We start from the raw sequence: 24,696 nt of genomic DNA, 5'->3' as shown, positions 1-24,696 counted from the left end.
TCATCCCACCGCGACGAACGCGATGTGACGGAGGACGCGACCTGCGTCCGGTTCGCCGCTTTACGCCGCGGGCAGCCCCGCCGTCTCGGCCAGGACGGCGAGGTGATGCTCGAACAATGCGCCCGGTGCGGTGAACGTGTCGGCGCCGTATTGCCCGAACACCTCGAAGTTCACGGCCCCGAACAGTGCCGACCACACCAGCACTCCGCGGACGAGCAGGTGGTCGGGTGTGGTGAGGCCGAGTTCGGCGCGGACGCGTTCGAGGTCGGCGGCGAGGCGGTCGTCGATGGGCGCCGCCGCGTCCGCCTCGAGCTTGCCCGCCCGGAATGCGTTGTCGAAGATCCCGACGAGGGCGTTGATCACCCGCGTTCCCGGAGTCGTGGTCTGCTCCCCGGGCGCGTGGTAGCCGGGAACCGGGCTGCCGAACAGCAGTCCGTAGCGGGCGGGCTCGCGCAGCGCCCACTCGCGCACCGCACGTCCGAGCGCCAGAAACTGATCCCGAGGTTCGGCCGCAGACGCCACGGCCGCCTCCGCGGCGTCGCCGAGTTCGTTGTATGCGTCGACGACGAGCAGCGTCAGCAGTTCGTCGCGGCTGCTGACGTACCGGTAGACGGCGGACGACACCACGCCGAGGTCCCGCGCGACGGCCCGCAGCGACAGGGCCGCACCCCCGACCGCGGCCAGCTGTTCGCGTCCGATTCTCGTGATGTCCTGCAACGTCTGCTCGCGGGCGCGCTCTCGTGGTGTTACCGGCATGGGTTCAGCGTCGCAATTTTAGAGAGCAGTGTCAACAAACGAGAGCACTGCTCTTGACATCTCCGTCGGGAGGGCGCATTCTCGAAATGACACCGAGAGCAGTGCTCTCCAATCACCGAAATCGACTCACCCAGCGGGAGCAGAAATGTCGAACCTCGAGATCGTCACCGGAGCAGGACCCGTCGGCTGGACCGTCGCCCGGCAGCTCGCGGAACAGGGCCGACGGGTGCGGGTCCTCACCCGCTCGGGCAGCGGCCCGCAGCATCCCCTGATCGAGCGGCGGAAGGTCGACGTCTCCGACGCCGCCGCGCTGCGTGACGCGTTCGACGGAGCGACCGCCGTCTACCACTGCATCCACGCCGCCTACAACGCCGACGCGTGGGAGCGCGAACTCCCCGCCGCCGAGCAGACCGTCCTCGCCGCCGCCGGACACGTCGGCGCGGTCGTCGTGTTCCCCGAGAGCCTCTACTCCTACGACGCCTCCCGGCAGCCGATGACCGAGCACACGCCGCGGTCGGCGGACTCCGGCAAGCGCGGCATCCGGACCCGGTTGCTGAAGGCCCGCGCCGAGTCCTCGACGCCCACCGTGAGCGTCGTCGCGTCCGATTTCTTCGGACCGCAGGTGCTGAACGCGCACGCCGGCGAGCGCATGGTGCCCGTCGTCCTCGCGGGCAAGACGATGCGCGTCCTCGGTTCCGCCGACCTGCCCCACTCGTTCACGTACATCAACGACTTCGCGGCCGCGATGATCGCCGCCGCCCACGACCCACGCTGTGGAACTCGGTGCTGCACGCACCGACCGCGCCTGCCGTCACCCAGCGGCAGATGGTCGAGGCCTACGCGAAGGCCGCCGGGGTTCCCGTCCCGAAGGTGGGCACCCTGCCCGGCTGGGTGATCCGCGGCGCCGGGCTCGTCCACCAGGGGAGCCGCGAACTCGCGGAGATGCTCTACCAGTTCGAGGAGCCGTTCGTGATGGACTCGTCCGAGAGCGAGGCCCGGCTCGGACTGGCCCCGACGCCACTCGACCGGGCCGCCGAGGAGACCGTCCAGTGGTGGCAGGACAGGTCGGTCGCGGCCGCCGGATAGGGTCCTGTGAATGGCGAAACAGCTCGGGGACCGGCGCGAGGCGTGGCGCAGAACGGCATACACCCTCCGGCGGTCGCCCGGGCTGGCCCGTCTCGCCACCGTGCGATTCGCCAGCCAGTTCGGCGACGGCATGTTCCAGGCCGCACTCGGCGGCGCGATTCTGTTCAACCCCGAGCGGGAGACGGATCCCATCGCGATCGCCGCCGGTTTCGCGGTGCTGCTGCTCCCGTACTCGGTGATCGGACCGTACGCGGGCGCACTCCTGGATCGCTGGGACCGCCGCAGCGTGCTGCTGTGGGCGAATGTGCTGCGCGGACTGCTGATTCTGGTGACCGCCGCGCTGCTGGAGACCGGGACCGGTGAGTCCGCGCTCCTCGTGCTCGCCCTCGCCGCCATCGGTGTGAGCCGGTTCGTTCTCGCGGGAGTCTCGGCGGCGCTGCCGCGCGTGGTGCACCGGTCTTGGCTCGTGGCCACCAATTCGGTGCTCGCCACCACCGGTTCCGTCGTCGCCGCGCTGGGGGCCGCGACGTCCGTCGCCATCATCTCGTTCGTCGGCGCCGGTGACCGCGGCTCCGGAATCGCCGTGGCGGCCGCCGCCTGCGGTTCCGCGGTGGCCGCGTTCGCGGCGTCGCGCTTCCACCATCGGCTTCTGGGTCCGCACGCCGACGAGAAACCCGAATACGGGGCGGTCCGCGCCGTCGCCGCCGGACTGCGCAACGGGGCGCTCGCCGTGTGGCATTCGCCGGGCGTCACGACCGCGATGATCGGGATCGGCACGCACCGGATCGTGTTCGGGATCAACACGTTGATCATGGTTCTGGTGTTGCGTGACACCGCCACCGTCAGCGCGCTGCCGGGCGGCCTCGCCGGTTTCGGTGTCGCCCTCGGCGCCACCGCCGCGGGCATGCTGCTGGCCGCGATCTCGACACCGTTCCTCATTCCGCGCATCGGACGGTCCCGCACCATCGTCGGCGGCCTGATCCTCGCCCTCGTCGTGCAGTGCACGCTCGTCGCGACCCTGACGCAGGTGTCGCTGCTGTGCGGTGCGCTGCTGCTCGGATTCGCCGGGCAGTCCATCAAACTCAGCGGCGACGCAGCGATGCAGATCGAGATCGAGGACGACCGCAGGGGACAGGTGTTCGCGCTTCAGGACACCGTGTTCAACGTGGCGTTCATCGGGTCGATCGCCGCCGCGTCCCTCGTGATCGCCCCCGACGGCCGATCACTCGAACTGGTGCTGGCGGGCGGGGCGATCTACGGACTCGGACTGGTCGGCGTCCTGTTCAACACCCGGCGCGAACCTGCCTGAGAACCGGGCTATTCCGACCCCGGCATCGGCACATTCTGCAGGCGGACCTGACCGCGCGCCACCTCCTTGCCGGTGTCGGCTGCCGTGATCACCACCGACCACAATTGCTGCACGCGGCCCTGCTGGATGGGTACCGCGACCACGTCGACCCGTCCGTCGGTGCGGGCCCGCAGGAAGTCGGTGCCGTTGTGCACGCCCACCGCGAACTGACCGCGGTCGGCGACGGCCGTGCTCGCGCCGATGCTGGCGGCCGATTCGATCGCCGTCGTGTAGACGCCGCCGTGCACGACTCCCCACGGTGTGTGGTGGTCGGCGGAGAGGTCGATGTGGCCGACCACCTTCGTCCCCGACACCTCGTCGAGTTCCAGTCCGGCAGCGACGACGAAGGCGCTCGCCGCCTCGCGGGTCAGATCGGTCATCGTGTGTTCTCCTCGTCGAACCCTCGGTAAGTTTGATTTCCCAACCCACCTTGCCCGGCTTCGGCGTCGGCGTCAATGGTCCCGGCGGTGCCGCCCACCGGATCGGGGCGCCACGTGTGCACCGCCGCGATCACCGGTGGCTCGGCATTCCACGTCCCGTCGCCGGAAGGATCGGTGAAGTAGCGGGCCTCATCCTCGGCGTCGTAGTCGAGGACCGAACGATCGGCCACCCCGTCGCCGTCCGAGTCCCACATCGCGTCGTCGAGGAGTCCGTCGCCGTCGAAGTCCAGGCGCACCGCGTCGACGCCGCCGGGCGGTCCGAGGTCGAGATCGGCGAACGACGTCCACGTCACCGGGGCGTCGGCACCGGTTCCGAACGAATACTCGAGAGGATCCATATGAGGGTTGGACGCAGCGCGACCGCATCCGGTTCCACCGAATGACCGCGAATTCCGCTGCAACGGTGAGACCGCACTGTGACCGGACCGCGACCGGACGGGCCGGGCGCGTGCGCCGCGGGTGCCGTCCGCCGGTGTTATCTTCGACCCGCGCGTGCAGGTCGGTCCACCATCACTCCGACCACCGATGTGGAGGGGTCCCGTGGTCGACAAGTCCTGGTCTGTGTCCGGAGTGCCCCTGTGCGTTGCCGCCGTCGTGGCCGCGACGATCGGCTTCACCGCCGCCCCGGCAGCAGCCGAAACCCTGCCGTGGCTCCCGGTGAACGCCTGCGGCGAGACCGGATTCAACCCGGCGAAGGAGCCGCCGAGCCCGGGCGGGCCACTGCTGCCCTCGATCCCGCCGACCGTGAGCATCCCGATCCCGTACCCCGACTTCGTGCCCGTCCCCGTTCCCGGACCGCGCGTCGATCAGACCCGCGTCGCCCAGGACCTTCCCGCCGACCCGTGCGCGGACCCGTGCCCCGACCTCACCGACGAAGTCGACGAACCGGAAACCGGCCCTGGTTCTTCGGGTTCGGCAGGGTCGTCGGGCTCGTCCGGTTCTGCGGGCTCGTCCGGCTCGAGTGCGCTGACCATCCCGAAGATCTCGATCGATCCACGGCCCGAGACCATCCCCATTCCCGTTCCCGGCGGTCCGGGGCCCGACCCGCAGCCGGCGCCGCCGGTCGAGATCAACCCGGCCGTACGTGGTTCCCTCACCGCGGCGATGGCGAAGCCGGGCGTCGGCGACGTACGCCTGGTGTCGCAGCTGACGGGTCGCGGTTCGGAGAACCGGACGGACAAACGCTGGCAGGTGGACGGCACCGACCTCGGCATCACGTGGGAGACGAAGCCCGGCGAGGTGGCGGTCGCGTTCGGTGACACGTTCGGCAAGGACTGGGCACCGCCGGGTGCGTTCGGCGAGGACTGGCGCAGCAACGTTCTCGGGCACAGCACCGACACCGACCTGTCCGACGGCATGACCATCGACAGCATGGTCCAGGACAGCCGATGCCACGCCGCCGAGATCATCGACAGCAGGCACGTCAACAACTTCGAGACGACCACCATCCCCACGTCCGGGTTCGCGATCGGTGACCGCCAGTACCTCAGCTACATGTCGGTGAAGCGCTGGAGCATGGTCCCCGGCATGTGGTACACGAACTACGGCGGCATCGCCTACTCCGACGACAACGGACAGACCTGGACCAAGGACCAGCACGCCAAGTGGGACAACATCTTCGGCGCCCGGTTCCAGGTGTCCGCGATGGTGCCGCACGGCGACTACGTGTACATGTTCGGTACCCCCAACGGGCGGATCGGCACCATCGGCCTGGCCCGGGTGCCCGTCGACCAGGTACTCAACACGACGTCGTACCAGTACTGGTCGGACGGTACGTGGACGCCCGTGTCCCAGCACCTCGCGACCCCCATCGTCGGCGGGGTCGCGAGCGAGTTGTCGGTGCGCTACGACGCGGCCTCGGACAAGTGGCAGATGAGCTACCTCGAACCCGTCGGCGGTTCGATCATCCTGCGGCAGTCGTCGAGCCCGCAGGGTGTGTGGTCGGACGCGGCGACGCTCGTCGACACGGCCGACTACCCGAAGGCGTACGGCGGCTTCATCCATCCGTGGTCGACGGACGAGGATCTGTATTTCACGATCTCGGAGTGGGACAGCTACAACGTCTATCTGATGCATGCGTCCCTGCACCCGTGAGTACTTGTTAACCGCCGGACGTTAACAAGTACGCACGGTGTGGAGCGCAACTTCGGTGGCCTTGACGACGAAATACACGTCCAGGCCCGGCACCAGGTCGAGTTCCGCGACGGACGCCGCCGTCACGTCGGCGCTCAGTTCGAGCCGGCCTCCCGCTTCGGCGGCGCGCACCCGGACCGTCGGTCCGCGCACCTCGATCTCCGAGATGGACACCTGGAAGACGTTGCGCGGACTGCCTTCCGGAGACCGCCGGTGGACGGCCACCGAATGCGGGGCGAACACCGCGACAGCCGGCGCACCCCCGACGAAATCGGCGTCGAGCAGGCCGTGCATCCGGACCCCGGTCTCGGTCTCGAACCCGTCCTGCGCCGCGAACACGGGAACGAGGTTGAGCCCGGCGATCCGCGCGGCGAACGCACTGCGCGGGCGCGTCAACACGTCACGCACCGAACCGGATTCGACGACCTGCCCGCCCTCGACGACGATCACCCGGTCGGCCAGCGCCAGCGCGTCGAGGACGTCGTGGGTGACCACGACCGCGGTCCGGTCGCCCTCCCGCAGCACCCGCCGGAGCAGCACCCGCAGGGCGGGGGCCGCCGCCACGTCGAGGGCGGACATGGGTTCGTCGAGCAGCAGCGCCTGCGGTTCCGCGGCGAGCGCCCGGGCGACCGCGACCCGCTGCGCCTGCCCCCCGGACAACTCGTGCGGACGGCGGTCGGCGAACTGGGTCGCATCGACCGCGTCCAGCCACTTCTCGGCGACCGCCCGCGACTCCCGGCGGCCGCGGCCCGAACTGCGCGGCGCGAACGCCACATTCGCAGCCACCGTCAGGTGCGGGAACAGCAGTGCCTGCTGCGCGAGCAGCGCGATACCGCGGCGGTGCGGCGGCAGCGCGATGCCGCGCTCGGTGTCGGTGAGCACCCGGCCGTTCAGTTCGACTCGTCCGGCGTCCGGGCGGACCAGGCCCGCCACCACCGACAGCGCCGTCGACTTGCCTGCGCCGTTCGGTCCGAGGACGGCCAGCACCTCACCCTCGGCGAGGTCGAATCCCACCTCGACGCCGCGTGCGGCGACCCTCGCCTCGACGCTCAGGCCGGTCACAGCGCCGCCCTCGACGCCCAGCCCCGCGAACCCACCACGATGACGACCGCCACCACGACGAGCACCAGCGACAACGCCACGGCCGCATCCGCGTCCGTCTCGCGCTGCAGGTAGATCTCGAGCGGCAGGGTCCGCGTGACGCCCTGCAGACTGCCCGCGAACGTCAGCGTCGCCCCGAATTCGCCGAGCGCCCGCGCGAACGCCAGCACCGCACCGGACACGAGTCCGGGCAGCACCAGGGGGAGTGTCACCCGCCGGAAGACGGTGGTGGGACTCGCACCGAGCGTGGCGGCGGCGTGCTCGTACCGCCTGCCCGCCGTCCGCAGCGACCCTTCGAGGCTCACCACCAGGAACGGCAGCGCGACGAAGGTCTGTGCGAGCACCACGGCCGTGGTGGTGAACGCGATGTGGATTCCCGCGACCTCCAGGTGCTGCCCGATCAGACCCTTCCGGCCGAATGTGTAGAGCAGGGCGATACCCCCGACCACCGGTGGGAGCACCAGGGGCAGCAGCACCAGCGACCGCAGCACGTTCAGCCCCCGAAAGCTGCTGCGGGACAGCACTGCCGCCATCGGGACGCCCAGCACGATGCACAGGGCAGTGCTCGCGGCGGCGGTGCGCAGGCTCAGTTCCAGCGCCGCGAGTGAGGATTCCGACGTGACCAGTTCGAAGAAGCGCGTCCAGTCGACACTCGCCAGCATCGCGAACAGCGGCAGGACGACGAACAGGCCGCCCACTGCTGCGGGCACGAAGATCCAGCCCGGAAGCCCGGACGGAACCTTCACGCGCGGCGCTCGGATCACGGCTGGGCGAATCCGGCCTTCGCCAGCACCGCCTGGCCTTCGGGTCCGGTGACGAGGTCGATGAAGCCCTGCGCCGCCTCCGGCTGCTTCGAAGCGGACAGCGCGGCAATCGGATAGGTGTTCACGGCCTGCGCGGCCTCCGGGAAGGGCACCGCGGTCACCTTGTCGCCCGCGCCTGCCGCGTCGGTGACGTAGACGAGTCCGGCGTCCGCCTGACCGGCCGTCACCTTGTTCAGCACGTCGGTGACCGAAGACTCCTCGCTGACGGGCGTGAGGTCGACACCCGAAGCCGTCTCGACCTTCTGCGTGGCGGCACCGCACGGCACCTGCGGAGCACACGTGACCACCAGCGTGCCCTCACGGTTCAGATCCGCGAAGGACGTGATGCCCTTGGGGTTTCCGGGTGCCGTCACGATGGTCAGCGTGTTGGTCGCGAAGTTGACCGGGGCTCCCTGGACGAGTCCCGCGTCGACGACCTTCGTCATGTTGTTCGTGTCGGCGGACGCGAACACGTCGGCGGTGGCGCCCTGGTCGAGTTGCGCGGCGAGGTCGGAGGAACCCGCGAAGCTGAACTCCACGTGCGATCCGGGGTTCGCCGTCTCGAACATCTCGCCGAGTTCGGTGAACGTGCTTTTCAGCGACGCCGCGGCGAACACCGTGATGTCGCCACCCGACGCGGCTGCGGACGTCGACTCGGCCGAACCCGAGGTGCCGCTGTCGTCGCTCGAACCGCATCCGGTGAGAAGGCCCAGACCGAGCGCGGCCGCGGCAGCCCCCGTCGTGACCCGGCGCCAGGACATCTTCATGAAATTCCTCCAGGAGTTTCGACGATCACCGTGGTCGACTTGACGACGGCTACCGCGACCTTGCCGGGCTCGAGCCCGAGGTCGCGGACGGCTTCACTGCTCATCAGGGAGACGACGCGGAAAGGCCCGCACTGCATCTCGACCTGGGCCATCACCTTGTCCATCACAACCGCGGTGACGATGCCGGTGAATCGGTTGCGCGCCGAGGATTCCGATCCGAGCAGGTCGGGCGACTTCGACGCGTTGGCGCGCGCGAACTCGGCGAGCGCGGGACCGTCGATCACCTTGCGGCCCGACTCGTCCTTGTCCGCCGCGAGGCTCCCGTTGTCGATCCACCGCCGGACCGTGTCGTCGCTGACGCCGAGTAGTTCCGCGGCCTGTCGTATCCGGATACCCGTCATCCGGAGATCGTCCGCGCATGCGTCATATCGGACATGTTATGTCGGCATATGCGGATCCACCAAGCGGAAACTGCCGAGAATGCGGCTTCCCGCGCCTCGGGTTGCGGCGTCGGGTTGCGAGTTGACTAGGGGCTTCAGTTAGACGTTACCGGCTGGTATACATAATCGGCCCTGTCGAAGTGTTACCTGGATCACGTGAGGCGGTACCCGTGTCGGTATGGAGAAGGCTGTCGTGCGCGGTGAGTGCGACGGTGCTCGTCGGGGTCGGTGCGGTGGGCCTCGCGGCTCCGTCGACTGCGCAACCCGTCCCACCGCCGGCGGCGCCGGTGCCGGTGCAGTGGTTGTGCAGCCCGCACATCGGCGCCGATCCGTGCGACCTCCCCTCGGACACCACGGACCTGGGCACCGGAGAGGTCACGGGTTCCCCCGAACCGGGCGACGAGGCGGACAAGCCGGTCGACTGCTTCTACGTCTACCCGACCGTCAGTGACCAGCTCGCCCTCAACGCCGACCTGACGGCGCAGCCCGAGGTGCAGTCCATCGCCCGCTATCAGGCCGCGAGATTCGCGGGCCGGTGCCGGATCTTCGCCCCGATCTACCGGCAGATGACGCTCGTTCCGGGCATCGCCGCCGGGCTCGCCGGCGCACCCCTGGCCCAGACCGGCTACGGCGACGTCCTCGCCGCCTGGAACGACTACCTCGCCCACGACAACAACGGGCGCGGCGTCATCCTCATCGGCCACTCGCAGGGCACGATGATGCTGCGCAAACTCATCCACGACCAGATCGACCCGAACCCCGCTCTCCGCCGGCAGCTCGTGGGGGCATTCCTGATGGGCGGCAACGTCCTCACCGCCCGTGGCAGCACGGTCGGCGGCGATTTCCAGAACATTCCCGTGTGCACCCGGCAGGGTGAATCCGGCTGTGTCGTCGCGTATTCCACCACGGTGGCAGATCCCACCGTGTCCTTGTTCGGCAACAGTTCCGTCGACGCCCTCTCACCGGCGTTGGGTTTGCCCAGCGGGCCCGGCTATCAGGTCGCCTGCACCGACCCTGCTGTCCTGAGCGGAAACCCCGACCCCGTGGGCATCACCATCCCCAGCGCCCCGTACGCGTTCGGGATCATCTCGGTGCTGCTGGGATACACCTCGTTCCCGCAGGGTGCACCCACGTCGCCATCAACATGGACCACCAGCGCCGAACGCGCCGTCGGCCGGTGCACCGAGGTGAACGGCTACCACGACTACCAGTTCCGCGTCACCGACCCCTCAGCCCAGCAGGTGAACGAACTGCCCCTGTTCAACAGCCATCTCGTCGACATCAACCTCGGATACGACCGGCTCGTCTCCATCGCCGAGCAGCAGACCGACAGCTGGCTCGCGTCCACGTAGCCTTCCGGGGACGAGCGATCAGTACACGTCCCGCACGTAGCGCTTGTCGGTGGACAACTGCTTCATGTACAGCTCGGTGTCCTCCTCGTCGAGGCGTCCGTGGGTGCGGACGACTTCGCGAACCGTCTCGTCGACGTCCTTCGCCATCCGGCTGGCGTCGCCGCACACGTACAGGGAGGCACCCTCCTGCATCCAGCCCCACAGCTTGGCGCCGTGTTCGCGAATGCGGTCCTGCACGTAGATCTTCTGCCGCTGGTCCCGGGAGAACGCCGCATCGAGGTGGGTGAGAAATCCGTCGCGGTGCATAGCTTCCATCTCCTCGCGGTAGTAGAAGTCGGTAGCCTCGTGCTGCTCACCGAAGAACATCCAGTTCTTGCCCGTGTGACCCAATTCCCTGCGTTCGTGCAGAAATCCGCGGAACGGTGCGATCCCGGTGCCGGGACCGACCATGATCATCGGCGCATCGGCGGCCGACGGGGGACGGAAGTGCGCCGACTTCTGCACGAAGATCGGCACGTCGGCGTCGTCGCAGTGATCGGCGAGGAACGTCGAGCACACCCCGGAGCGGTTCTTGCCCTCGTGGTTGTAGCGCACCGCGGAGACGGTCAGCTGCACCTCACCCGGATCCACCTTGGGGCTCGACGAGATCGAGTACAGCCGCGGCTGGAGGCGCTTGAGGACACCCAGCCATTCCTCGGCGTCGGCATCGACTTCGTACTGCGCCAGCACATCCATCGACTGCCGCCCCCACAACCACTGCTGGAGCGCGATCTTGTTGTGCGGGCGCAACAGTCGCGCCAACTCGGTGTCCTGTGTGCGGCTCTGCACGAACCGCAGTAGTTCGGGGGTCACCTTGGTGATCTCGAGTTTCGTGCGCAACGCCTCGCGCAGCGTCATCTCCGGCAGGTCCGGCAGCGTGACGGGGGTGTCCGGGATCGACCGGGTGACCTTCAGCCACTCGTCGACGACGCCGTCGCTGTTGGTGGGCCACACACCGAGCGCGTCGCCCGCCTCGTAGGAGAATTCCGGATCGTTCACCTCGAAGCCGAACTGCCGCACGTCCTTCGACGAACCGGCCGCGCTGAGCGGGATGTTCCTCGTCAACCGGGTGACCAGGGGGGTCTTCCGGGTGAACGTCGCCGCCTTCTTCGCCGCGGGCTTCGTGGGCGCCGGTGCAGCCGTGGCCGCGCCGCCGGCCGCGCGCTCGCGGACCAGGTTCTGCACCTGGGTCAGCCACTGATGAGCCTGGTCCTCGTAGTCGGGTTCGCAATCGACGCGCTCGGTCAGCCGCTTCGCCTCGAGCTGCTCCAACCGGGCGTCGATCCGCTTGCCGTGCCCGCAGAAGTCGTCGTAATTCGAGTCGCCGAAAGCCAGTACCGCGTAGCGGGTCTGCGCCAGCCGCGGTGCCTCGTCGCTGCTGAGCGCCGACCAGAAGCTGCTGCCGTTGTCCGGGGCGTCGCCGTCGCCGAACGTGCTGGTGATGATCAGGAGATCGCGGACATCGGCGAGGCCCGCGACGTCGTAGTCGTCCATGCTGGTCAGGTGCGTGCCGTGGCCGGCTTCCTCGAGTTGGCGGGCACATTCGGCGGCGAACTCCTCCGCGTTGCCGGTCTGCGACGCCCACACCACGACCACGGGATGCTGGACCGATTCAGCGGTCGCGGGAGTCGCATCCGGCGCCACGGAGCCGTCCGGCACCGCGGAGCGGGAGAACAACCCCGCCATCAGACCGTCCAGCCACACCCTCTTCGACCCGGAGATCGGCGCGGTGCGCGGAAGGACCGGAACACCCTGCAGTTCGGTGGACTGCAGACCCGCCAGCAGTCCCGCGAGGTACGTGCGCTCGTGTTCGTCGAAGCTGGGGGAAGCCGAATCATCCAGTCCGAGAATGCGGCTCATCTCGGCGGCGGGCGAGCCACTCGCGAGGGTGAGCGCCCCGGCCGGTTCCGGGACCTCGGGCGCGGACACCGGGGCCACCCGGGTCAGGGAGACGGCACACACCTTGAACTCCGGCTGGAAGGACGTGGGGTCGACGGCGTCGTTGGTGACGGCGTTGATGCTGAGGTATTCACCGAACGAGTCGTTCCAGTGGAACGGGGCGAAACAGCCCCCGGGCAGCACGCGGTCGCTGACGACGGCGGGCAGTACCGCGCGGCCGCGCCGGGACGCGACCTCCACCTTGTCACCTTCGGCGATCGAAAGCTTCTGCGCATCAATCGGGTTGATCTCGACGAACGGGCCGGAGTTCAACTTGTTGAGCTTGGCGACCTTGCCGGTCTTCGTCATGGTGTGCCATTGATGCTGCAGGCGCCCGGTGTTGAGGACCATCGGGTAGTCGTCGTCGGGCATCTCCGCGGGCAGCATGTGCGGGCGCGGGAAGAAGGCGGCCTTGCCGCTCGCGGTGGCGAACGCGAGGCGGGGGAGTGAACCGTCGGGAGCGGACAGCAGGTTCTGGCTGACGCCGTCGTTGACGTAGCGGATCGGGTTGCGGTCGGTGCGGTTGCCGGGCGGGCTCGGCCACTGCACCGGCGTCTCCCGCAGGCGGTCGTAGCTGACGCCGCGAAGGTCGTAGCCGGTCTTCGGATTCCAGGTGCGCTTGATCTCCTCGAACACGTCCTCCGAGGATTCGTACGTGAACGCGTCCGCGTACCCCATCTCGCAGGCGACGCGGGCGATGATCTGCCAGTCGGGCAGCGCCTGGCCGACCGGGTCGACGGCCTGCTGCAGCAGGGTGAGGTTGCGCTCGGAGTTGATCATCACCGAATCCGACTCCGCCCACAGCGCGCCGGGAAGCAGGATGTCGGCGTACCCGTTGGTCTCCGTGTCGAGGAAGACGTCCTGGGTGATCACGAGATCGGCGGCCTCGAGGCCCTCGATCACGGTCCGCCGGTTGGCCACGGTGGCAACAGGATTGGTGCAGATGATCCAGCAGGCCTTGATGTCGCCGGCCACCATGCGCTCGAACATGTCGACGGTGCCGGTGCCGACCTCGGTGCGGATGCTGCCTTCCGGCAGCTCCCACAGGTCCTCGATGAACGCCCGGTCGTCGGCGGCGAGCACCGACCGCTGGCCCGGCAGACCGGGACCCATGTACCCCATCTCGCGGCCGCCCATGGCGTTCGGCTGACCGGTGAGGGAGAACGGGCCGCTGCCCGGACGGCAGATCGCCCCGGTGGCCAGGTGCAGGTTGCAGATCGCGTTGGTGTTCCACGTGCCGTGGGTGCTCTGGTTGAGGCCCATCGTCCAGCAGCTCATCCAGTTCTCGGCCTCACCGATCCACTGGGCGGCCTGCCGGATGTCGGATTCGGGGATGCCGGTGATCTCCGCGACCTTCTCGGGGGTGTACTCCTCGAGGAATTCCGGCATCACCTCCCAGCCCTCGGTGAACTCGGCGATGAACTCGGGATCGGTGTGCCCGTTGCGCACGAGCAGGTGCAGCAGGCCGTTGAGCAGTGCGAGGTCGGTGCCGGGCGCGATCTGCATGAACAGGCCGGCCTTGTCGGCGGTCGCGTTGCGGCGCGGGTCGACGACGATCAGTTTGGCGCCAACCTTGATCCGGTCCATCATCCGCAGGAACAGGATGGGGTGACAGTCGGCCATGTTGGCGCCGATCACGAAGAACACGTCGGCCTTGTCGAAATCCTGATACGAGCCGGGCGGGCCGTCGGCGCCCAGGGACTGCTTGTAGCCGGTGCCGGCGCTGGCCATGCACAGCCGCGAGTTCGACTCGATCTGGTTGGTCCCGACGAAACCCTTCGCCAGTTTGGTGATCAGGTACTGCGCCTCGATGGACATCTGGCCGGACACATAGAAGGACAGGGCGTCGGGACCGTGCTCGTCGAGTTGTTCCTTCAGCCGTCGGGCGGTCTCGCTGATGGCGGCGCCGACGTCCACAGCGGCGGGAGCCTCGCCGCGCTCGTCCCGCACGTACCCGGTTTCCATGCGGCCACCGGCCACGAGCATCTCCGCGCTCGTCGCACCCTTGGTGCAGAGCCGCCCGAAGTTGGTGGGATGGTCCTTGTCGCCGGACGCCTTGAGCACCCGGCGGGCATTCGTCTCGGGATCGATCCCGATCTCGAGCACCATGCCGCAGCCGACACCGCAGTACGAGCACGCGGTCTTCACTGTGGAAGTCCCGGCTTTCTGCTGCTGCATCGACTCGCTCCTCACCTGCACGGTCGCCGCGTGTCCACCTGGCTCACGACCTGTATCTATGGTGCCGAGCGGCGTGTTTCGTCGGGATTAACCCCGGTGAGCGTTCGATGACGTCTCTCGCACCCGGCCGCGGGTGCGGTGGTGATGTCGGCACCACCGCGACGACAAAGTCTGTGACCGTCGTCACTCGATTCAGGTGTGCAGGGACGCTGAGCAGGGGGGAGCGCCTCGAGCGACCGGCGGGGCGGTCAGGCCTTCTGCTCGGCCCACCACGACAGGAGTTCGGCCTCCGCCTCGTCCCGGCTGAGGGGACCACGATCGAGCCGGAGTTCCTTGAGGTACTTCCAGGCCTTCCCGACCTCCGGCCCCGCCGGAATGCCGAGCAGTTCCATGATCGCGTTGCCGTCGAGGTCCGGGCGCACCCGGGCGAGGTCTTCCTGCTCCGCGATCCGGGCGATCCGCTCCTCGATGTCGTCGTACGTCGCCTGCAGCGCGGCCGCCCGCCGCTTGTTGCGGGTGGTGCAATCAGCGCGGACCAGCTTGTGGAGACGCGGCAGCAGCGGACCGGCGTCCGTCACGTACCGGCGCACCGCGGAATCGGTCCACTGCCCCTTGCCGTAGCCGTGGAACCGCAGGTGGAGGAACACGAGCTGCGAGACGTCGTCGACCATCTGCTTCGAGTACTTCAGGGCCCGCATCCGCTTGCGGACCATCTTCGCGCCGACCACCTCGTGGTGGTGGAAGCTCACGCCGCCACCCGGCTCGTTGCGTTTCGTGTCCGGTTTGCCGATATCGTGCAGCAGCGCCGCCCAGCGCAGCACCAGGTCGGGGTCGCCGTCCTCGAGGTCGACGGCCTGCTTCAGCACCGTCAGCGAATGCCAGTACACGTCCTTGTGCTGGTGGTGCTCGTCGATCTCGAGCTTCATCTGCGGCACCTCGGGCAGCACGAAATCGGCCAGACCGGTCTCGCACATCACGTTCATGCCGTCGATGGGGAACTCGCCGAGGATCAGCTTGTCCAGTTCGGCCCGCACGCGTTCGGCGGTGATCCGCTCGATCTGCGGGGCCATGTCGGCGATGGCCCGGTGCACGCGCTCGTGCAGGGTGAACCCGAGCTGGGACACGAAGCGGGCGGCCCGCAGCATCCGCAGCGGGTCGTCGTTGAACGAGTTCTCCGGCGCCGACGGCGTGTCCATCACCCCGGCCAGAAGCGCGTCCATGCCGTTCAGCGGGTCGACGAAGTCCTGCGAGCCGTCCGCACCGATCCGGACGGCCATCGCGTTGACCGTGAAATCGCGACGCACCAGGTCGTCCTCGAGCTTCGTCCCGAACTGGACGACGGGATTGCGCGACACCCGGTCGTAGGCGTCGGCCCGGTACGTCGTGATCTCGATCTGCTGACCCGCCTTGGCGGCGCTGATCGTCCCGAACTCGATGCCCGTGTCCCACTGGTTGTCGACCCAGCCGGACAGCAGTTTCTGCACCTGCTCCGGGCGGGCGTCGGTGGTGAAGTCGAGGTCGGTGCCGAGACGACCCAGGATCGCGTCCCGGACACTGCCCCCCACCAGGTACAACTCGTGACCGGCGGAAGCGAACTTCTCACCGAGCGGCGTCAGGACTTCGGACAGCTCGCGCAGCGTCACCGCGGCGCCGGCAAGCAGTCGCGTACGGCGCTCGTCGTCGAGAGAAGGGGCAGTCACGTCCAGGAAGCTTACCGAGGTGCGCAAATAGCGGGATACGCATACACGCTGTCACCTCGCAGTTCGGTTCGCCACAGGTGTGTCACGAAGCGTCTCGGTTCGGGTGCGGCGTTCCGGTGGAAACGGCAAAGCCAACTACTATCGATGGGGTGTCTGCTGCCGAACGTGCGAACAGGAGTCGCCGCAACTCGCGGCGGCGCGGCGCCGTCGGCAAACCCGCGAAACCCCACATGAGGACGGTGCGGGAAACCTCCGCGGGCGGGCTCGTCGTCAACGGTCTCGGCGGACCGCGGGAGAATCTGTGCGCCGCGCTGATCGGGCGCACCGACCGTCGCGGGCGGCTGCTGTGGTCGCTGCCCAAGGGGCATATCGAGCAGGGCGAGACCGCCGAACAGACCGCGATGCGTGAGGTCGAGGAAGAGACCGGCATCCAGGGCACCGTCCTCGCGTCGCTCGGCAGCATCGACTACTGGTTCGTCACCGAGGGCCGCCGGGTCCACAAGACCGTCCACCACTATCTGCTGAGATTCCTCGGCGGGGAACTGTCGGACGAAGACGTGGAAGTCACCGAGGTAGCGTGGGTGCCGCTCGCCGAGCTGGGATCACGCCTGGCCTACGCAGACGAACGGAAACTCGCAGAAATCGCCGGTGACTTGATCTCCAAGATGACTACCACTCCGCCCACTTCCGACCTGAAGCTCCAGAAGGGGCCAGACGCCGGATGAGGATGGCTTTGCGTCGGGTCGGTGCCGTGACGTTGACCGCACTCGCGGTCGTTCTGGCTCCCACCAGCACCGTGGTGGCGTCGGCCCAGGAACCCGTGCCGCCGGAGAGCGCCGGGACCCAGCTCGTCGACGAGGACCCCGAGTTCCTCGAACTGCACATCGACAACGTCACCCCGTCCACGGTCACCACCACCAGCGACCCGATCGTCACCGTCACGGGCTCGGTGAAGAACATCGGCGACCGCACGGTCCGCGACGTCAGCGTGCGACTGCAACGCGCTCCCGCCGTCGCGAGCAGCGAGGGCCTCCGCACGTCCCTCACCCTCGATCAGTCCCGCTACGACACGGTCGGCATGTTCGACACGGTCGCGGGCCGCCTCGACGAGGGCCAGAGCAAGCAGTTCACGCTGTCGCTGCCGCTGCGTTCCGACACCGACCTCTCCCTCGACATCACCGAACCCGGCGTGTACCCGCTGATGGTGAACGTGAACGGGACCCCCGAGTACGGCGGCGCCGCGCGCCTCGACGACGCCCGGTTCCTGTTGCCCGTGTTCGGGGTCCCCGGCACTCCGGCGGTGCCCCCGGACATCTCCAGTCCCGTCGCCGTCACCATGATGTGGCCCCTCGCCGACCGCCCCCGGCTGGCGGCGGGTGTCGCCGGTTCCGTCACCGAACCGGTGCGTCTCGTCGACGACGACCTCGCGACCTCCCTGGACGACGGCGGCCGACTGGACGAACTGCTGGGGGCGGCGGAATTCGCCACCCGGGAGAGCGTCGACCGGGACCACACGCTGCGGGACAGTCTGTGCCTGGCGGTGGACCCCGACCTGCTGATCACCGTCGAGAACATGACCCGCGGCTATCTGGTGGTGGACGACCCGTCCGATCCCACCGGTTCCGCGCACGAGGGTACAGGCAAGGATGCCGCGTCGGCATGGCTCGAGCGCGCCCGGACGCTGGCCGCGTCCATGTGCACCACGTCGGTGCCGTTCGCGCAGGCCGACCTGTCCGCGATCGGTGAGGTCGGGAACGCCGACCTCACCGCGACCGCCGTCGACGCCCCCGCCGACATCGTCGACAATGTGCTCGGTGTCACGTCGCTGCGCAATTTCGTGTGGAGCGACGCCGGCGTGCTCGACGACGCGACGGCGCAGATGCTCCGCGGCGACGACGCGACCACTGCACTCGTGGCCGCGAACTCCGTCGACACGACCGCGCCCCGGGAAAGCGCCCACGTCATCGAGGCGACACCACCGCCCGCAGCCCCCGTCCCGGCGAATGGGGAGACCACCACGCCGGCGGCCACCGAGACACCGACGGCCACCGGAAGCGTCGACGCGCTGCTGTTCGATCCGTCCGTCGGCACGGCGCTCGCCGCGATGGGGACGACTCCGCAGACTCCGTCCTATACCCCCCAGCGCGCCCGGTACGACCTCTCGGACGATTCCCAGACGGCCCGGCTGCAGGACGCGCTCGGTGCGGTGTCGTGGTCTGCCCTCGAACCGGAGGCCGCCCGGGCCGCCGGCGTCCCCCGATCGCTGATGGTGGTGCCGCCGCAACTGTGGACCGCCGGCGCCGACGACGCGAAGACGCTGCTGTCGACGGTGTCGTCGCTGATGCGCTCCGGCCTCGCGACACCCCGGCCGCTGCCGTCGTTGCTGGGCCGTCAGCCCGGATCACCCGAGATCGCGAGCCTGGACTACCCGGATCAGGCCGCCGAGGACGGCGTCCCCGCCCACATCCGCGACGCCGCCGCCACGCAGATGCCCCGGATCGAGGCACTGAACGCGGCGCTGGTCGACGACCCGCAGGCCCCGCTCACCCCGGAACGGTTCACCGCGCCGCTCCGCGAGGACCTGGTGCGGTCGATGAGCCTCGCGCATCGTCGCGACGACGAACGCCGGTCCGCGGAGGAAGCGTCGGACACGCGCGCCGACGAGGTCGCCGAAACGATGGACGACATGTTCGGGGCCGTGACCGTCGTGTCGCCGGGCGGTGTCTACACGCTGGCGTCGGAGCAGAGCCCGCTGCTGCTGGTCGCCAGAAACGACCTCCCGGTCGGGATCACCGTCCGCCTGCAGGTGGACGCGCCGTCCGGGATGACCATCACCGACATCGGCCCCACCACGCTGCCTCCGCGGGGCAGTCGCACGCTCACCGTTCCCACCGAGGCAAACGACTCCCGCAAGCTCGTCGTCGAATTCTCTCTGACCACGGCCGATGGACAGCAACTGGGAGAGCCGACCAGCGTGACGGTACGGTCCAACGCGTACGGGCAGGCGTTGGCGATACTGACAGCATGCGCGGGTGCTCTGCTGCTGTTCCTCGCCGGCCGCCGGCTGTGGCATCGATTCCGCGGCCAGCCGGATCCAGCTGACGAAGGGTACGAACGTTCATGACCGGGAACTTGCCCAGTAGGGGCCAGAGGCTTCCCGATCGCTCCCATCCCCGGGTCGCGCCGTGGGAGCGGGACCACTGGGCTCGGGAGATCCGGCCGGACGAGGCACCGACGGTGCAGTTCGCGGCCATCCGGGTCGACCCCCCGCCGCCGCCTCCGGCCCAGGACTCCGGGCCGTCGACGGCGCCGCAGAAGCAGAGCAACTCCCGACTGCTGGCGTCCACCGGGTCGATCGCGGTGGCGACGCTCGTCAGCCGCATCACCGGATTCGCCAAGCAGCTGCTCGTCCTGACGCTGCTGGGTGGGTCGGTGGCCAGCTCGTTCACCGTCGCCAGCCAGATCCCGAACATGATCTCCGAACTGGTGCTGGGCGCGGTGCTCACCGCGATCGTGGTGCCAGTCCTGGTGCGCGCCGAACGGGAGGACCCGGACCAGGGTGCCGCGTTCGTGCGGCGCCTGTTCACCGCCACGTGTGTGCTGCTCGGAACGGCGGCGCTGCTGGCGACCGCCGCGGCGCCCGTGCTCACCACCCACGTCTTCCTGTCGGCCGACGGCAAGGTGAACACGTCCCTCACCACAGCCCTGTCCTATCTACTGCTGCCCGCAATCCTGTTCTACGGACTGTCGGCGCTGCTCACGGCCATCCTCAACACCCGGCAGGTGTTCAAACCCGGTGCCTGGGCTCCGGTGCTGAACAACGTCGTGATGCTCACCGTGCTGGTGATCTACTACGCCACCCCGGGAGAGATCACCCTCGATCCGGTCCGGATGAGCGACCCGAAACTGCTCGTCCTCGGTGTGGGCGTCACGCTCGGTGTCGTGGTGCAGGCGATGAGTCTGGTGCCGGCGATCCGGCGCGAGGGCATCTCACTGAAACCGCTGTGGGGCCTCGACGACCGGCTCAAACAGTTCGGCGGCATGGCCGTCGCCATCATCCTGTACGTGCTGATCAGCCAGGCGGGCATGATCGTCGCCACCCGCATCTCGTCCCACGCGGACGCGTCGGGTCCCGCGATCTACAACAACGCGTGGCTGCTGCTGCAGCTGCCGTACGGCGTGCTCGGCGTGACGGTGCTGACGGCGATCATGCCGCGGCTCAGCCGCAACGCCGCCGCCGACGACACCCCCGCCGTGGTCGACGACCTGTCCGTCGCCACCCGGCTGACGATGATCTCCCTGATCCCGATCATCACGTTCCTCACGTTCGCCGGACCGGAGATCGGTCAGGCGCTGTACGGGTACGGCAACTTCGGGTCCGGGGACGCCGAACGTCTCGGCGAGGCCGTCAGCTGGTCCGCGTTCACGCTCATCCCGTACTCGCTCGTCCTGATCCAGCTCCGCGTGTTCTACGCCCGCGAGCAGGCGTGGACTCCCACGTGGATCGTCCTCGGCATCACCGCGGTGAAGATCGCGCTGTCCGCGCTCACCCCGATGATCGCCTCGAGCGACGACCAGGTGGTGATCCTGCTCGGCGTGGCCAACGGCCTCGGCTACATCACCGGCGCCCTCGTCGGCGGGTATCTGCTGCACCGCAGCCTCGGCAATCTCCAGATGGCGAACGTCGGCAAGACCGTGTGGGTGGTGGTCCTCGCGTCCCTCGCGGGCGCCCTCGCGATGCTCGGCGCGGACCGGCTGCTGCAACTCGACCGGCTCACCGAACTGTTCGGCGGACCGGGTTCCATGGTCCGCGTCGCCATCAGCGGCGTGCTGATGCTCGTCGTCACGTTCGCGATCCTCTGGTTCGCGAAGATCCCCGAAATCGTGTCCATCACCGTCGCCGTCGCCCGCAAGGTCCGCGCGTTGCGCGGTCGCGGCGCCGCACCGGAACCGGAAGTCGACCCGCTCGCGGACGCCGAAACAGAACTGATTCCAGTGGTCCGTGCCACACCGCGCGACGTCGGAGGACAGCCGCGTGGTATCGAACGACCCGGTGGACTCCCGTACCCTGGACACGAGCGGGTCGGATCGCCGCCCGGTAACGGTCGGAGTTGGGCATTCGAAAATGAAGGAGTGAGGGTGAGCGACGACGACGTGGCCGGCAGCAAGAGAGCCGGGAGTTCTACGGTGCAAGCGTCCGAACGCGATTCGGCCGCCGCATCCAACGGCGTCGACGCCCCGACCACCCGGATCTCGTCCGAGTCGGCCTCCACCGGCTCTGCGAAGTCCGACAAGAAGGCCGCCGACGCACCGCAGAAGAAGGACGCGGACACCTCGCAAAAGAAGACCGCCGACGCGTCCGCGGGCTCTGCCGACACTCCGAAACCTGCGCAGAGCAAGGAGACCGGGGCCGACGTCGCGAAGAAGGCTGCGCCGAAGACCCCCGCCGAAGACTCCGGCGAGTCGCCCGCCGACGAGCGTCGAGACACACGTCACATGGGCTCCGCACCCGCACGGGATCTCAGCTACGACACCGGCGTGATCCCGATCACACCCGCACCCGGTCGTGAGCCCGGAGCGGGCCCGCGTCGTACTCCCCGTGGCCCCAAGCTCATTCCCGGCGCCTCCGTCGCCGGTGGCCGCTACCGCCTGCTGACCCCGCACGGTGGTTCGCGGGGACTGCAGTTCTGGCAGGCGCTGGACGTCAAACTCGACCGAGAGGTTGCCCTGACGTTCGTCGATGCCGAGCAGCGCTCCACCTCGGCCGGTCCCGAAGGCCCGCAGGCAATCCTGTCGCGCACCCTGCGACTGGGCCGGATCAATTCGCCCGGTCTCGCCCGCGTCCTCGACGTGGTCCGGGGAAGCTCCGGCGGCATCGTCGTCGCCGAGTGGACTCCGGGCCGTTCGCTGCGGGAGATGGCCGACACCAAGCCGTCTCCGATCGGCGCCGCCAGCGCCATCCGCGCACTCGCCGCTGCCGCCGAAACCGCGCACCGGGCCGGTGGGGCACTGTCCATCGACCATCCCGACCGCGTCCGGATCAGTATCAACGGCGATGCCGTGCTGGCGTTCCCGGCCACGCTCGCCGACTCCGACTCGAGTTCCGACGTGCGCGGACTGGGCGCCATGCTCTACGCCCTCATCACCGCCCGCTGGCCGCTCGGCGACCCGTCCGCACCCGCGGGTGATCCGTCGGGTTCGCAGCGCCCGGGCAGCGTCGGCGGCATGCGCCTGGCCGACCGCGACTCCAGCGGGCAGCCCATCGGACCGCGGGTGATCCGGCCGGAGGTCCCGTTCGAGATCTCCGCGGTGGCCCTGCGCTCGCTCGAACCGAACGGTGGAATCCGCACGGCGGCCACCGTGCAGCACATCCTCGATCAGGCGTCCGTCGTCAACGAGAAGACCGAGTTCATCCCCGTATTGCGGCTCGGGCAGCGGGCCCCAGGCCCGTCCGGTCACGCTCTCGCCGACCCGGAAGCGCTGGAGGCGGAGAAGAAGAAGTCCAACCGGATGATCGCCGCGCTCGTCGGCCTGGCGGTCGTCACGATCATCGTGCTGGCGCTGCTGGGCTTCTGGCTCGCCACGTTCCTCACGGGCAGCAGTTCCGACGCGCCGCTCACCGAACAGGACTTCGGACTCACCACCTCGGCGGAGGCCCCACCGAACCCGGAGTCGACCGCAGCCGCGCCCGCCCCGGCGGCGAACGTCGCACCGATCAAGCCCTCGGGCGCGACGGTGTTCTCGCCGCAGGGCACACCCGACTCCGCCGCCAACGCCCGGCTGGCCATCGACGGCAACACGTCCACCGTGTGGAGCACCGACTCGTACTTCCAGCCGTTCCCCGCGCTGAAGAACGGTGTGGGCCTGATGGTCACGCTGGACGAGCCGGCGACCCTGTCGAGCGTGTGGATCAACTCGCCGACCCCGGGCACCAACGTCGAGATCCGCAGCGCCCCGTCCGAGAACCCGACCCTCGACCAGACGCAGGTGCTCGGTTCGAAGGTCCTCGGCAACGGTGTCACCGAGATCCCGGTCAAGTCGGAGGGACCCACCAAGAACGTCCTGGTGTGGATCACCGGCCTGAGCAATTCCCGCGGCACGAACCAATCGTCCATCGCCGACATCGGTTTCAACGCCTCCACGTAGTCGGCACCCGATGCTCGCGGACCGGCGAACTGAGCTAACATCCGCCGGTGCGAATCTTCCGGGGGGATTCCGAGGGTGAGCCCTCGGACGTCGACCTGTTGGCTGCGCACGTCGCCGGCGATCGGCACGCCTTCGAGACCCTGCTCGGACGGCACTACGACCACCTGTGGCACGTCGCCAAACGCACCAGCTACACCACCGAGGACGCGGCGGACGCCCTGCAGGAGGCGCTGCTGTCGGCGCATCGCAACGCGGGCTCGTTCCGCCGGGACGCCGCGGTCCGCAGTTGGCTGCACACGATCGTCGTCAACGCCTGCCTCGACCGCATCCGCCGCAACAAGGCCCGTCCGGCGGTGTCCCTGTCCGCCGACGAGGACGACGAACCGCGCGACGCCCGCGATTACGTTTCCGAGGTGGAGCTCAGCCTGGTGGTCGAGCGCGCTCTGGCGCAGCTCCCGCCGGATCAACGGACCGCGATCGTGGCCGTGGACCTCGAGGGCCGATCGACCAGCGAGGCCGCGGCGCTTCTCGGGGTTCCGGAGGGCACCGTGAAGAGCCGTTGCGCCCGCGGCCGGAAGAAACTGGCCGCCTCTCTCGAATATTTTCGGGTGGAGGGGAACCGATCATGACTCCGCAGCGTCAAAACGTAATAGGAGCGGGGAAGCGTCCTGACGTCCCGGACCATGTCCCGGACCACGATGACTCGGTGAGGAGGTGCCATGGCCGACCGTGAATCCGAGCCGTCCGATGCCGCGCTGCCCGAACCTCCCTACTCCGAGGACCTACTCGCGGATCTGCATGCCGGGGTGCTTCCGGAGTCGGTCAGCGATCGCCTGTGGCCACTCGTCCGCAGCGACCCGCAGTCGATGGCCGTCATCGACGCCCTCGACCGGGTGACGGATCAGCTCGGTGCGCTCGGCCGCGACCATTCCGTCTCGACCCCGATCCCCGCCGACATCGCCGACCGCATCAACCGTGCCCTCGCCGCGGAACGCGACACCCCTGCCGAGGCGACCGTGGTGCCGCTCGCCCGGCGCCGGAAGTGGGCTGCCGCTGCCGCGGGAACGTTTGCGGCGGCGGCAGCGGTCGTGGTGGCCGTCGCGGTCGTCGTACCGGACGGCCGGGAATCCGAGCCGCCGCCCGTTGCCCTGCCCGGTTCCGAGACCTCGCAGGCACCGGCGGTCCTCGAACTGGGCTCGGACCTCGACTCCGGACGCCTCCTCACCGTGATCGGCTCGCGGCAGCTCGGACCGCTCGAGGATCCTGATCGGCTCGCAGATTGCCTGCACGCCAACGGCATCGAGCCGGACCGTGCCCTTCTCGGCTCCGGTGAGGTCCGCGTCGACGGTGTTCCCGGGGTACTGCTCCTGGTGGCCGCGCCGCGTCCGCCGCAGATCACCGCCCTGGTGGTGGGCCGCGAGTGCGGCGCGGGCGATCCGGCCACGATCGCCGTCACCGACATCGGTTGA

The 24,696-nt window shown here is 69.0% G+C and carries 17 protein-coding genes and 1 pseudogene; 9 read left to right on the top strand and 9 right to left on the bottom strand.

Annotated elements, in window-relative coordinates:
* Positions 1–60: 60 nt before the first annotated feature.
* Positions 61–756, bottom strand: coding sequence for a TetR/AcrR family transcriptional regulator (locus JWS13_RS25260; protein ID WP_206008102.1), 696 nt, complete (start codon positions 754–756; stop codon positions 61–63).
* 145 nt (positions 757–901) lie between these two features.
* On the opposite strand from JWS13_RS25260, the pseudogene JWS13_RS25255 reads away from it, so the two are divergent.
* Positions 902–1,842 (top strand): annotated as a pseudogene (locus JWS13_RS25255) (NAD-dependent epimerase/dehydratase family protein).
* Between the two features lie 10 nt (positions 1,843–1,852).
* A complete protein-coding gene (locus JWS13_RS25250; RefSeq protein ID WP_206008101.1) occupies positions 1,853–3,151 on the top strand; it encodes an MFS transporter in 1,299 nt (432 codons plus the stop codon).
* A gap of 8 nt (positions 3,152–3,159) precedes the next feature.
* Here JWS13_RS25250 and JWS13_RS25245 read toward each other — a convergent pair whose 3' ends face one another.
* On the bottom strand, positions 3,160–3,570 hold the full coding sequence (locus JWS13_RS25245; protein WP_206008100.1) for a PaaI family thioesterase: 411 nt from the start codon (positions 3,568–3,570) through the stop codon (positions 3,160–3,162).
* Positions 3,567–3,968, bottom strand: coding sequence for a hypothetical protein (locus tag JWS13_RS46485; protein ID WP_206008099.1), 402 nt, complete (start codon positions 3,966–3,968; stop codon positions 3,567–3,569). Before JWS13_RS46485 ends, JWS13_RS25245 begins: the two co-directional genes overlap by 4 nt.
* A gap of 223 nt (positions 3,969–4,191) precedes the next feature.
* Between JWS13_RS46485 and JWS13_RS25235 the strand changes: the two genes are divergently transcribed.
* Complete coding sequence (locus JWS13_RS25235) at positions 4,192–5,724, top strand: DUF4185 domain-containing protein (protein ID WP_206011718.1); 1,533 nt, start codon at positions 4,192–4,194, stop codon at positions 5,722–5,724.
* A gap of 21 nt (positions 5,725–5,745) precedes the next feature.
* Here the strand turns inward: JWS13_RS25235 and JWS13_RS25230 are convergent, their stop codons facing one another.
* The 4 genes from JWS13_RS25230 to JWS13_RS25215 are packed head-to-tail and all read right to left on the bottom strand — an operon-like array spanning position 5,746 to position 8,835.
* Positions 5,746–6,825, bottom strand: coding sequence for a sulfate/molybdate ABC transporter ATP-binding protein (locus JWS13_RS25230; protein ID WP_206008098.1), 1,080 nt, complete (start codon positions 6,823–6,825; stop codon positions 5,746–5,748).
* Positions 6,822–7,628, bottom strand: coding sequence for an ABC transporter permease (locus JWS13_RS25225; RefSeq protein WP_206008097.1), 807 nt, complete (start codon positions 7,626–7,628; stop codon positions 6,822–6,824). Before JWS13_RS25225 ends, JWS13_RS25230 begins: the two co-directional genes overlap by 4 nt.
* Positions 7,625–8,434, bottom strand: a complete 810-nt coding sequence (modA, locus tag JWS13_RS25220) for a molybdate ABC transporter substrate-binding protein (RefSeq protein ID WP_206008096.1) — start codon at positions 8,432–8,434, stop codon at positions 7,625–7,627. The genes JWS13_RS25225 and modA overlap by 4 nt, the downstream gene beginning before the upstream one ends.
* On the bottom strand, positions 8,431–8,835 hold the full coding sequence (locus JWS13_RS25215) for a TOBE domain-containing protein (protein ID WP_072942706.1): 405 nt from the start codon (positions 8,833–8,835) through the stop codon (positions 8,431–8,433). The genes modA and JWS13_RS25215 overlap by 4 nt, the downstream gene beginning before the upstream one ends.
* Before the next feature lie 239 nt (positions 8,836–9,074).
* Between JWS13_RS25215 and JWS13_RS25210 the strand changes: the two genes are divergently transcribed.
* Positions 9,075–10,226 carry a DUF3089 domain-containing protein gene (locus JWS13_RS25210; RefSeq protein ID WP_241032293.1) on the top strand — a complete coding sequence of 384 codons (1,152 nt, stop codon included), beginning with the start codon at positions 9,075–9,077 and terminating at the stop codon, positions 10,224–10,226.
* A gap of 18 nt (positions 10,227–10,244) precedes the next feature.
* Here JWS13_RS25210 and JWS13_RS25205 read toward each other — a convergent pair whose 3' ends face one another.
* Positions 10,245–14,381 carry a bifunctional nitrate reductase/sulfite reductase flavoprotein subunit alpha gene (locus tag JWS13_RS25205; protein ID WP_206008094.1) on the bottom strand — a complete coding sequence of 1,379 codons (4,137 nt, stop codon included), beginning with the start codon at positions 14,379–14,381 and terminating at the stop codon, positions 10,245–10,247.
* A 248-nt stretch (positions 14,382–14,629) separates the two neighbouring features.
* Positions 14,630–16,081, bottom strand: coding sequence for a CCA tRNA nucleotidyltransferase (locus JWS13_RS25200; protein WP_206008093.1), 1,452 nt, complete (start codon positions 16,079–16,081; stop codon positions 14,630–14,632).
* A gap of 149 nt (positions 16,082–16,230) precedes the next feature.
* Between JWS13_RS25200 and JWS13_RS25195 the strand changes: the two genes are divergently transcribed.
* From JWS13_RS25195 to JWS13_RS25175, 5 genes are all read left to right on the top strand, one after another.
* Positions 16,231–16,806, top strand: coding sequence for an NUDIX hydrolase (locus JWS13_RS25195; RefSeq protein ID WP_124392372.1), 576 nt, complete (start codon positions 16,231–16,233; stop codon positions 16,804–16,806).
* Positions 16,807–16,808: 2 nt separating this feature from the next.
* A complete protein-coding gene (locus tag JWS13_RS25190; RefSeq protein WP_206008092.1) occupies positions 16,809–19,205 on the top strand; it encodes a DUF6049 family protein in 2,397 nt (798 codons plus the stop codon).
* Positions 19,206–19,318: 113 nt separating this feature from the next.
* Positions 19,319–23,227 carry a murein biosynthesis integral membrane protein MurJ gene (murJ, locus tag JWS13_RS25185; RefSeq protein WP_206011717.1) on the top strand — a complete coding sequence of 1,303 codons (3,909 nt, stop codon included), beginning with the start codon at positions 19,319–19,321 and terminating at the stop codon, positions 23,225–23,227.
* A 47-nt stretch (positions 23,228–23,274) separates the two neighbouring features.
* On the top strand, positions 23,275–23,856 hold the full coding sequence (gene sigM, locus JWS13_RS25180) for an RNA polymerase sigma factor SigM (RefSeq protein ID WP_124392370.1): 582 nt from the start codon (positions 23,275–23,277) through the stop codon (positions 23,854–23,856).
* Positions 23,857–23,946: 90 nt separating this feature from the next.
* Entirely contained in the window at positions 23,947–24,696 is a 750-nt protein-coding gene (locus tag JWS13_RS25175) for a hypothetical protein (protein WP_206008091.1), read from the top strand.

It is taken from the genome of Rhodococcus pseudokoreensis, assembly GCF_017068395.1.
Lineage (GTDB): Bacteria > Actinomycetota > Actinomycetes > Mycobacteriales > Mycobacteriaceae > Rhodococcus_F > Rhodococcus_F pseudokoreensis.
This window is presented reverse-complemented; position numbering and strand designations above follow the sequence as displayed.